Here is a 10,845-nt window from a genome sequence, read left to right as displayed (position 1 = left end):
ATCGAGCGCTACACACAGGAGGGACACCGTCCACGCATCTGCGAGATCACCGGTAAGCAGAGGGCAATCTTTGAGCGACTGGGCTACGACCTGCCCACCACGTCATAACTTATCGGGAATTCAGGTGACTGGCTAACATATGGAAGTAGCTGCGAAGAGTAGTGTGCTAGTCCAGGCTATGCCTTTGCAGTATTCGTCAACAAGGCTTAGGGGAAACTCAACAAAGCCCGTATTTACCATTCGTCAACCTGACTTTGGGTAGTCACATCATGTATCGCTTCAGCTCAGGAGAAGACGACTGCGTTCAAGAAGACTCTCCCATTCATGAGAGATGTTGTCATTTATAGCAAGCAAGTTTCTTGTATCCCGCTCTGCAATTTGCTGCAGCTCCCGCGCGCCTTGCAAACCGAATCTAGCCCACGCCGTTATATTAAGTCCGCTAAAGAACTTCACCCAATTACCCCATGATGTAACAGCAGCATGCCCGAGATCAACCAAGCACATTGAGCCTATTCCTACCGTTATCATACGCTGCATTTCAGGACTGTCGCCTTTCGGCAGGCATTCCGACCAACCTAATCCATCTACAAAATGGCGTTTGACGGTATAAACCGCTCGTACCAGCAAATCGTTAACGACCACGGGAACAGTTGTCGCGACACCGTGTCTAAGATCGTATCCTTGCTCGTATACCTGCGTCATCACTTGGGCGAGCGATTGCCATTGTCCCTTCTCGTTCGGAAACTTTCCGAAATTGCATAGCTGAAAGAACTCGGTGAACGGGAGAGGGAGTCCCTGGCCACGCGACTGGGAGCCGCTGCTTCCTGCTACATCGGACATGCAATGACCAAGCCAGTTGACAAAGCCTGCGAATACCTTGGCTGAAATGGTGTCACCTCTGAGCTTGGTACCTTTTCCAGTGTCTGAAACAAAAACAATTCCCTTATTAGAGTCAAAGAACGTTGAGGTTTCGGTAAACTGGTTGGCTATTGAGGCTATGAGCCCGATGAGGTCTGGGTAGTGGGCCGGCGATTTGGCATGGTGGTTCTTTGGCGTGATATGCTCGACGACGTAGTCTATGTCTGTGCTCTTTGCTTGATCGTAGCCCACCTTAAACTTACGCTCAAGGAAACCAATTGCTGACCGAACGTTATTCTCGTTTCCCTCATGGGGGCGCCAGTCCATTTTGCGGGCGAAGGTTTTCACCATTCCATCGAACAGGTTGTCGCTAGCCTCATTTATGACGCCTTCACCTGGCGTGCTGACAAGTAGGGCATCCATCAAGCCGCTGACAATTCCGCATGTAGCAGCCAGCGCGTAATCAAGCGTATCACACTCGATACCTTTATTCAGAACTTCGTTATAGTTGACCGCGATTGCTTTGATCTCTGCTTTCGTCAGGAAATCTTCGTACCTCGCCGGTCGTTGCGCTATATGGGCTTCCACATACTCGTCAACCGTCTTCACATCAAGAGTGTAGCCTAATTCCAACGCTGAGAGCCTGGCGTCTATCCCCATAGTCTCTGCCTGGATGGTCCGAAGTCTTTCGAGGTAGGGATCCGGTTTCGGATAGGAGACCATAGTTTACGCTTCCTTACTGAGTTCGATTTCAGCCTTCTGTGCCTGTAGGTTGGCGATTTGAAGCTCGATACTCGCGATGTCGCGCTTACTAGCGTGCAGATCCTCGAGCTGCTTAAGACGGGCTTTTTCGAGTTCAATCGCCTTAATGAGATTCTCAGTGATCTCCTGTTTGGTCATGTTGTCTTTTTGCTGCTGCTTTATTGCCGATTGAAGCTTCTTCTTATCATGTGCGGCGCTGATGTTTTCTACTACGCTGAGTCCTACTGCCGCCGCTCCACCACCTGCGACTGCTCCAGCCGCGATGATTGCCGCCGTACCTGCGGCGATGCCGCCACCACCCGCCGCGATAGCACCGCCGCCCAATGCAGCAAGGCCAGCGTTGACGGCAGCGATTCCTGATAGTCCCTGTAGTCCGCCTATGGCGGCTCCTATGACTGGGGCGGCAACACCAGCAGTGACCGCGCAGACTGCAGCGCCTACCGCGATTGCGCCGACACCCATAGCTGCTTTAGCAATAGTCGCCTTCTTCGATATATCGAAACCCTGTGTGGACATGTACAGCTCATACATCATCTTCTCGGCTTTGTCTTCTTTGATGTCCATAGCTTTTGCGACTTTCATCATCGCCGCATCCTCTGCAGCTAGTTGGTAGCCTTTTAGGTACGTTAGAGCAGCCATTTCCTCGAACAACTCGTTTCGGTACTTTTTACCTCCTACAGTCGCAAATGAGTCGATTGAGCTGTCGGGGTCTTTGTTTATCTCATCCTCCATGTAGGTGAGCGTAGATTCGTTAATTCCGAGCGCGCATGCCGTTCCCTCGACCAGAGCTTTCTCGTCTTCGGTGTAATCAGAATCCATCAGTGAAATGTAGTAGAGACCCTTCACGAACCCAATTCGCTCTTCTTGCTTGCTGATCTTCTTACGAAGTTGGACGATCGCTTCAAGCGTGTCATCTGTCGCGTCTGCAACCTTCATCTCAATTGGACTCTTTTTCGCTGCGTTGATATCCATCATTCCTCCTGTTTCTCACCGATTTGGAAATTATAATCCTAACCTTGTTTCTCATAGTCAATACACAGTTGACATTCGACACCGATATCGAGCCCGATACTCGGCTCGCAGGAAGTCATTCATCGCGGGCGAGGTATCGAAAGGAATTATTATTGGTGGCGATGATCGCGACTGATCTCATCCTCATTGGGATTGTGGCAAAAACTGACAATACGATAATCATTCTGGTTAGCGATCGTATCCACTGTTCTGGTTAAATCCTTCTTGACCGCGTTGCCTAACTTGTTGGTGTTAATCGCGACACATAGTCAAATGGCGAGCTCTGTAATCGTCATCACCAGCATTGAATTCGGGCGTTCTGTAGTAGGGGAAGAGCAGCGAGACGGCGACAAAGCTGAATGTGGCAAGAAAAGAGGCGTACATCGGGGCGGTGCAAAACCCGCCTGAGACAAATGGAAACATGACGATGATGACGCCGGAGACGGCAATGACGTGGACTGGATGGATATAACTGAGTTGGACATCTGCCTAATCAAAGCAGAGAATGAAATAGCATTAGACGATATGAGGAAATACGTCGCTAATTTAAAGACACATGCTAGAGAATAATTGATTCGGCAGGCGTGTGTTCCCTGGTTAATAATCTCACCTGCGGTCCAGAGGAGCGAACTTATGACCGATTTGCTGTCCAGGCATGATGCGGTATTCGCAGATAATCGACTCGTATTAGCACGTTGGTATCGTAGTGGTCTTCCGAAACACAGGTATGGAGCTTTGATTTGCTGGAGGTTTGTGTGAAAGACCTTTCGTAATGCTAGGTTTTGTCTGTTGGTATTATTCCGGTCATATAGGGAAGGCGGATCGTAATACTCACGTCCGTACGATCGAATGACACTAAATCATCGATGACGCACATGAAAAACCGATCCGCCTATACCCTAAAATCAAACTGGATAACAAAACACCGCAAAGCACTAGTTTTGGCTACTATGCCTCAACAGAGTCTAGACCCGCGGCTTGTGTTCCAGCTATGCGACCAAAGCAAGTGATGTCGGTCCAGGAGTCGCCACCGTTTTGACGGAAACGCCCATGCACATTGCCAACCACTTCACCAGCAGCATACAGACGTGGGATAGGCTCACCAAGCACATCAAGCACCTGTGTATCGACGTTAATACGTAACCCGCCAGGAGTGGTGCGACAATAGTACGTTACTTCAGTGACGTAGAAGGGTGGAGTATCCAAGTGATGAGTAAGATAGGCTGCCGACTTACCGAACTCGGTGTCAACTTTGCTGTCAACATATGAGTTATAGTTGTCAATCGTAGTCTTAAGCGTCGCCGCATCACAACCGATAACCGTAGCAACTTCTTCAAGTGTGTTGCATACCGTGCCGTAACGCTCCGCGAAAGCGTCAAGGTTTTCTTGGGTTATCTTTTCGCCGATAGATTGGCTATCGCCAATTCTCCACCATGTCTTATACCCAAGACGATGCAAGCACATATTTTCGGCATCCATGAATTGTTCATGCGCCCGGCGCTCGGTCCAAAAACGTTTGCCGTCGGGGCCGACTTCGATATAGTCACCCGCATTACCAAATGGATTCGAATTTGCGGTGTTTATTAGCGAGGGTTCAGCAGCTGTGTAACCAAAGTCGATTTGGATGCAGTTCATATTGATGGTTTGTCCACCAATGAGCTGTGCTGCAATAAGCATATCGCCGGTATTCCCAATGCCACCACTTGTCTGTACCGAGGCGTCGATGCGCGGGTCATACATATGGATCATTTCTCCATTGCCCGCAAAGCCACCAGCTGCCAGGATGACAGCCTTCTTTGCACGAATGCGCGTGCCGTCCTCTAAAACCACTCCTTGAACTTCACCGGTGATTTGACCTTCACGTACGATATCCTTTACAGGAGCTTCAGTAACAAGAGTTGCATTGGGATGCGTTTCAAGTGTGTCAAGCAAACATTGGAAGTTCGCACCACCACCACTCTTGTCTTTGTATGTCGAACCGATGTTGTAGCGGAACTTCCGATTAACCATCGTCGACTTGCCCTCATCGTCATAGGTCATAAGATACTGGCACGCTTGATGAATGGATGCCTTCGAAAAATCAGAAGGCTCGTCTACTGCATTCTCGTAGAAACGCGAACCCTTCCACTTGATTCCTAGCCCCTCAAGCCAGTTGAAATTATCGAGCGAATTGTAGCAAAATGCATGAGCAAGATCAGGATCGCTTAAATAACAACCGGCGGCCAGCTTGTCTTCATAGTACATTTCGAACGTGTCATCTCTATAGATATCCATACCGGTTTCTTCGGCGAACTCTTTTAGATTATCTGTACCCATTGCGCCGATGTTGCCACCGCTCACAACCGTGCTTCCGCCAGTCATAGACATCTTCTCATATATGACGATGTCGACGTTCGGATCGGTTTCAGATGCTGCGATAGCTGCGATGACGCCAGCACCGCCACCACCAACGATAACAATGTCGTGTTCCTCGTCCCAGCCTGCCGTAGCTTGCCCGGCATCAGTTGCGGTATTTCCCGAAGAACCACTGGGGGCGCAAGCAGTAAGACCCGTCAATGCCGCCGCTCCTCCAACAACTGCGGCGCTCTTTAAAAAGCTTCTCCGATTGAGTTCCATGTCAAATCCTTTCTCCTTGTTTTCGTGAGCATGCCCTGTATGCCAAAACATGCTTTCACCCTGTTCATTTAGACATGTGAGGATATATATGTAGACACCCGCAACGGGTAGTTTTCAAAAAGGCATTACCCGTTTCGGGTACTTTTCTTTTTTTGAATGGGTGGTATGCTTCTCTGTGTGGTGGGGATGCGGATAACGAATCGCTGTAATGCGATTTTGTCCGTATTCAAAGGGTCACATGTGAACCCATGTGTGGGAGAAAGCGATAGTTGAAAGGGTAATCCATGACTCCTATATCACTATCGCATACCTTGAGTGTTCGCAGTATTTGGTTACTAGGGTTTTCCTTTCAAGTGCTCTGGCAAGGTCTTATTGTAAGACAGAACAATGTCGGATATGGCCCGGTAGATATTCACCTGTTGTTCTACAGCTTGTTTGGAGTGTTTTCTCTTTTTGTAGCGATTATCTTCTTGTGGGTAAAACTCAATAGAAGTTACGGAGTCGTATTCGTATTAAGTGCTGTAGGTATTATTTCTGAGTTCATTGGTTCCCTGATGCCATTGTTTGCTGAGACCTTTTCCTACAATGAAATGGCATATGTTGGCACCGTCTTCAGTGCTATTGGTTCCGTGGCGTGCTTCTTATCCTGGGGATTTCTTTTCAGCAGAATTCCATTTCGCGAATCGGTGCTGTGCATTCTGTTTTCATATGGCACCAATTTCGTGCTCTTCACTTGGATTTACATGGTTTTCCCCGTTGTGCCTGCACTGATCCTTTCGCTCTTGGTGTTCTGCAGCTCAGCTTGTCTTATCGGTTCAATCATCACTATTTCGAAACTCGATCAAAATGGTGATCTAGTTTCGCAAAGGGAAGATACAGAAGAGAAGCTCGTTGGATCCGTTGAGTCACAGTGCACAGGTAATTACTATTTCGTAAGAGTTCTTGCTGCATTTGCTATCTACAGTTTTGTCCTCACCCTACGTTCACCTATGGACATGACCAATTCACCAGGTAGTATCCTCTTCAATCTACTCATCAATAGCATAGCGCTCATTTTCACGGTGTGGATGTTCTGGCGAATTATGATGTCCCAGGTTACCATTATGCCTGAACGTATCTTGCAATTGCTTTTTGTTGTGTTTGCGGTAGGATTCTTTATCTATCCATATGTTCCCGAAAACATCTCATACATTCCCTCGACGCTGTTATTCGTAGGGACAGTACTCATCTTCATGGTTTCCTTGACAATGGCCGTTGGGATCACCCATTCTGTTCACTTCCATCCTTTGGCGATCATTGGGATTTGGGGTGCCTGCTATGGATGTCCTCGCTTTTTGTACTACGTTCTAAGCTTCGCCTTTCCGTCCATCTTTGGGGAGGGGAATAATATGGCAATTGCCTTCATAGCGCTGTTCTGTTTGCTTATTTCCATTTTTCTTTTAAGTCCTAACCAGAAGACATATTCGCAGTCTCTACAACCGATACGTCCATCGTCTGCGACACAGGACACAACACTGAGCAAAGAAGCGAGGTTACATGGAATAATCAAGGAGTACGAACTCACCGAAAGGGAGAGCGAAGTGTTACAACTCGCGCTTGACGGGCATACGCGGCACTATATCGCCGATAAGCTCTATATCTCAGAAAACACCGTGAAGGCTCATCTGAAACGGATTTATGCAAAGCTCGGGGTTCATTCAAAATATGATTTGGAGAACATGCTTTCAAAACATTAACTCTGATAGATTCGAATACCAGCTTAAACGCTTTGAGTGAACGAGACCAGATACACAATAAGCCTAAGACCTGGTGAGCAGTGTCGAGGTATTCTATCACTCAGTAGCGAAGGAAAGGTTATGTGCACGATTGGGAACATCATTTGGACCATCTTCGGTGGGCTGCTGGCCGGCCACCCCGGATGACCTTTTATCCCTGCCTCTTCAGAAGGCTCGGGGGGTGTTGCCGTGTCGTTCCTGTCGTTTCTCTCCAAGACGATTGACGCGGCGCAAAAGATTTAAGAACATAATCACACGTAGAAAAACCGCAGGTTTTGTAAGGGCTGGTCCTGCTGGGACTGGCTCTAGTTTTATCTAAGTCTCTTCCCATATGATCGAGCCGAAGCGTATCATATAATCCTGCACAAGAAGTGAAGCCAATAACTCCGACGAGAAAATGGCACTATTGCCAAAAACTCCAACTAAAATATGGCATAGGAGCCATTTTCTGCGACGTGTATGGCGCAGAAGCTAGTACCTGTTTTTGAAAACAGTACTACTCAACATTTCGCCGTTCGATCACACTGTATTCCGAAGGATAAAGAATCTGACCGATGCTCAAATCGAGCGTGAGTTAAGAAGAATCGCTCCGATATTGAAAGATTGAAAGCCCTGAAAACCCCGCTATTCGATCAGAAATGAATCGAAACGCGTAAGTCGGGTAACAAGAAAACAGGGAGAAATGCTGTCAAGGAAGAAATACTTCTTGTAATTATGTAATGATTCTGTAAATGAAAAAGCGCTTGGGATAAAAGCATGAATTTTTGGTCCATGGCATAGTCGTATGGGCCGCCCTTGAAGAAGTTTGCCGGGAAGATGTGATGTTTGTCGTATGTCTTCTTGATGCCACTGCTTACAGGCAGGAGCAACTGCGCAGCAGTGCTTGTACTGAACAGCACGCGTGAGCCGAGTACGCCCTGAGCTGCAAGGAAGCTGTTCCAGATGGGGCCACTCGCGCGGTTCTTGTCAAACTCGTTAGGCAAAGTCAAGCCGAAGTAGTCATCGGTGACCTGCATTATTCTGTCGTTTGGCGTGATGTATTGCTATTTAGCCGCAAGCGCTCTCGCTTTCTCTAATCTGGCGCTTAACCCCTCCCAATGCTGCGCATTGCTTTTTGGTACGTTCTTGAGTCCCGATTCCAACACTTCAACTTCTTCGGAGTACATCTTGTATTTGCGCAGAAGGACAGCGGCTTCCTGGTAAAGAGCCGGAGCGTCGAATTTCTTGCCGATCGCGATGTAGAACTGAACGATAGCCTCATCGTCTCGCCCAGCTTTCTTCAGTTCAATGCCTTTCATCTCCTCGTCGAAGCCGTCTCCTGGGGTTTTGATTTGACTCGCAATGTAGCCCTGACTCGATTGAAGAAATTGCCTAATATTAACTGTTTTGAGAACGGGCTTTTCAACGGGCTCGGCGTTAACGATATCCATGCCGAACAATCTGACCTCGATTGCGCCAACAACGTTTCGCCAGTCGCTCGCATCGCCATTCTGGAACTTTTTGTTGATCGACCACACATTGAAAGTCTCACCAAAGTGGGAATCCTCGGCGGTCTTTCGCTTGTGCTTATGCATGTAGGGCACGTAACCATTCTGTTCGAGTTCATCTTCTCCGAGGGTAGTTAGCTGGTATTTTGGGGAATAGCCTGGGATTATTATTTGATCATCCGATAGATTGGCGACAATCCTGTCGATTAGGTCCTGTTTTTTCCCATTTGAGGGAAGACCTGCTGTCTCGAGGATTTGCTTCAGTTGATCGACCTTGAGGTTGTGAAGACTAGCGGTTTTTGGCGCCCATTCCAGGTAGCCTCTTGTGGCAAGCGACTCTAGCGCGTGGCCGACATCGCGAATTCCATATTCGAACCACCAAAGACCAGGGTAGCCGCTCTTAGGCTTTGGATACTTGCCTATTTTGCAGTAACTAAGTAGAAGGATTTCTGCAGGGTAGAGGCCACGCGTGGAGGGACGTGCGGTTTGTTTTCTTTCGTCGAAGGTAATTACTTTTTGAGCCATTGGCGTATCTGGATATGAATAGAGGGTATAGTAGCTATCCTCTTGATAATAGGGACGCTCGTCAGGCGAAACACTGCTGGAATCAACGAATGCAGGTCCGAGTTTAGTCATGCTTGCAAGTATTTTTTGTTGAGTTGATCGTTGCTTTGAAGCGTTGTCCTTCTTGAAGAGGTCGAATAGTCCCATGACTCCTCCTACTTGTTCTCACACGTAATACTATGCTTCTGAACCGGTATGCCTTTCTTGTTTGCTGGGCAAACAAATGTCTCTTTTGCTACTGTTCAGTATTTTCCATTCCTTTTCTACCAACATGGCAAGCTGATTGGTAAGGCTATATCTAACATCATCTTCAGTTATAACGTAATACCTGACTTCCGAGTTTCGATTTCATTTCTGGTGCTAAGAACTCGACATGGTTTGTAGGTACACTTCGCTTTATCTTCTAAACGTTTTGTGCCCAAGCCATCGGTGCCATCAGGTGGGTCGTCCTATCCTTCTAACGTGCTTCGGTATGCAGCACTACTGAACATTGGGTATGTTGAATTGACAGTTGACGATGGAATCGATTTGTCCTTTCGTGAGGTAGTAATTGCCCAGCGGCAGCCCCGTCATTTTCTCTAACTCGTCGATGATGGGTAAGGACTTAGAGATGTTGACGTATTTGCGCTCAGAGACCTCAACTACACGATAATTGTGGGCAAGTCTCATTATCTCTTCAGTGCAAAAGCGCCCATCTAACACTTTTAGCTGTACGAGCCGCTCAAGCAGCACAGATAGGTAGCAGATAAGAAAGTGTCCGGTGATCGATTCGGACTTTTGCAGATACACAGGTCTCGCGTCAAGTTGGGACTTCATCGCCTTAAAGGATTCCTCTATGCGCCAGAGATTATGGTAGGTCGAATAGATATCAGCATCACTCATTGATGTCTCTGAGGTCACAATCATGTTGTAACCTGCCAGACGGCGTGCTTTCTCGATGGCTGTGTGGTTTAGTGTTGCCACTACCTTTGCATCAGGTTCTTCTCCATTTGAATCAACTGCACTAAAGGTCACAAACTTAGCACTGTCACCATACTCTGACTTTTTGGCCTGCGACAGGCGCAAGCGACGCGCCTTTTCTACCTGCCGGTCAATCTCGGCACGTTGTTTGCGGGCAAGTTTAGGGTTAAATTTGGCAACCCTTTTCTCTTCAACTGGAACTGCCTTTTTACCTCCAGAATCTGTAGTGACTTTGTATTCGAAGTCTGCAACACAGGACTTCACCCGATAGGCGATCTCGCCGTCTTTGCTTGTGATGTCTAACCAGCCCTCATCAGATAGCACCCACATAAGCTCTGTTGTGGGTAGCTGCTTTACCGACTTTGAGAAGATATAACCATCACCAGACAAAATGGCATCGCTAACGTTATCGGCACAGTTTAGTCCCTTGTCAGCTACACGCACGGTACGCCCGTACATATTGTTGCGTCGCTTTGTTTGGGATATAACCTCGCGAATTACCGGCTTTTCTGACTCATTGCCAGGATAGATAACCATGCCAAGTGGGATACAGTCAGCATCAAGTAAAAGACCAAGTCCCACAATCGGGTCTTTGCGACCTTCTTTGGATACTCCTTTGTGTCGAAGGGCATCCTCACGGTCAATCTCAAAGAAAAAGTTCGTGCAGTCAAAGTATGTTGTTGAGGTATCACGATCAAACAATTCAGAGACTTTGTGGTTGTAAATCTCTACTACCTTTTGGTACTCAGATCCCAAAAAGCAGATTCCCTCGTAGAGCTGGTCAAGCGAATAGGTTTTATCAGCTCCGGCAA

Annotated in this window: 7 protein-coding genes; 1 reads left to right on the top strand and 6 read right to left on the bottom strand. The window is 47.6% G+C overall.

Translation table 11 applies throughout. From position 1 onward, the window contains the following. Positions 1–279 precede the first annotated feature (279 nt). The 3 genes from G7Y44_RS09905 to G7Y44_RS09895 all read right to left on the bottom strand — a co-directional run bounded on the left by G7Y44_RS09905 (position 280) and on the right by G7Y44_RS09895 (position 5,247). Positions 280–1,581 (bottom strand): hypothetical protein, encoded by a 1,302-nt coding sequence (locus G7Y44_RS09905; RefSeq protein WP_165249563.1) that lies wholly within the window; start codon positions 1,579–1,581, stop codon positions 280–282. A gap of 3 nt (positions 1,582–1,584) precedes the next feature. After that, positions 1,585–2,595, bottom strand: a complete 1,011-nt coding sequence (locus tag G7Y44_RS09900; protein WP_165249561.1) for a hypothetical protein — start codon at positions 2,593–2,595, stop codon at positions 1,585–1,587. A 984-nt stretch (positions 2,596–3,579) separates the two neighbouring features. Beyond that, positions 3,580–5,247, bottom strand: a complete 1,668-nt coding sequence (locus tag G7Y44_RS09895) for an FAD-dependent oxidoreductase (RefSeq protein ID WP_165249565.1) — start codon at positions 5,245–5,247, stop codon at positions 3,580–3,582. Between the two features lie 284 nt (positions 5,248–5,531). Between G7Y44_RS09895 and G7Y44_RS09890 the strand changes: the two genes are divergently transcribed. Then, on the top strand, positions 5,532–6,983 hold the full coding sequence (locus G7Y44_RS09890) for a response regulator transcription factor (RefSeq protein ID WP_165249559.1): 1,452 nt from the start codon (positions 5,532–5,534) through the stop codon (positions 6,981–6,983). Between the two features lie 671 nt (positions 6,984–7,654). Here the strand turns inward: G7Y44_RS09890 and G7Y44_RS09885 are convergent. From G7Y44_RS09885 to G7Y44_RS09875, 3 genes are all read right to left on the bottom strand, one after another. Continuing rightward, positions 7,655–8,038: a hypothetical protein gene (locus tag G7Y44_RS09885; RefSeq protein WP_165249557.1), complete on the bottom strand. Its 384-nt coding sequence runs from the start codon at positions 8,036–8,038 to the stop codon at positions 7,655–7,657. A gap of 27 nt (positions 8,039–8,065) precedes the next feature. Beyond that, entirely contained in the window at positions 8,066–9,220 is a 1,155-nt protein-coding gene (locus G7Y44_RS09880; RefSeq protein ID WP_165249555.1) for an SAP domain-containing protein, read from the bottom strand. 333 nt (positions 9,221–9,553) lie between these two features. Beyond that, positions 9,554–10,845, bottom strand: a 1,292-nt coding sequence (locus G7Y44_RS09875; protein ID WP_165249553.1) for an IS1634 family transposase, incomplete at its 5' end; no start/stop codon positions are given.

Source organism: Adlercreutzia sp. ZJ141 (assembly GCF_011038965.1).
In the GTDB taxonomy this organism is placed as follows: domain Bacteria; phylum Actinomycetota; class Coriobacteriia; order Coriobacteriales; family Eggerthellaceae; genus ZJ141.
The sequence above is the reverse complement of the archived record's forward strand: the minus strand, read 5'-3'. Positions and strand labels throughout refer to the sequence as shown.

Excerpts from the sequence above, each read along its gene's own strand:
- G7Y44_RS09895 (WP_165249565.1), bottom strand. The coding sequence starts at position 5,247 with ATGGAACTCAATCGGAGAAGCTTTTTAAAGAGCGCCGCAGTTGTTGGA.
- G7Y44_RS09890 (WP_165249559.1), top strand. The coding sequence starts at position 5,532 with ATGACTCCTATATCACTATCGCATACCTTGAGTGTTCGCAGTATTTGG.
- G7Y44_RS09905 (WP_165249563.1), bottom strand. The coding sequence starts at position 1,581 with ATGGTCTCCTATCCGAAACCGGATCCCTACCTCGAAAGACTTCGGACC.
- G7Y44_RS09880 (WP_165249555.1), bottom strand. The coding sequence starts at position 9,220 with ATGGGACTATTCGACCTCTTCAAGAAGGACAACGCTTCAAAGCAACGA.
- G7Y44_RS09885 (WP_165249557.1), bottom strand. The coding sequence starts at position 8,038 with ATGCAGGTCACCGATGACTACTTCGGCTTGACTTTGCCTAACGAGTTT.
- G7Y44_RS09900 (WP_165249561.1), bottom strand. The coding sequence starts at position 2,595 with ATGATGGATATCAACGCAGCGAAAAAGAGTCCAATTGAGATGAAGGTT.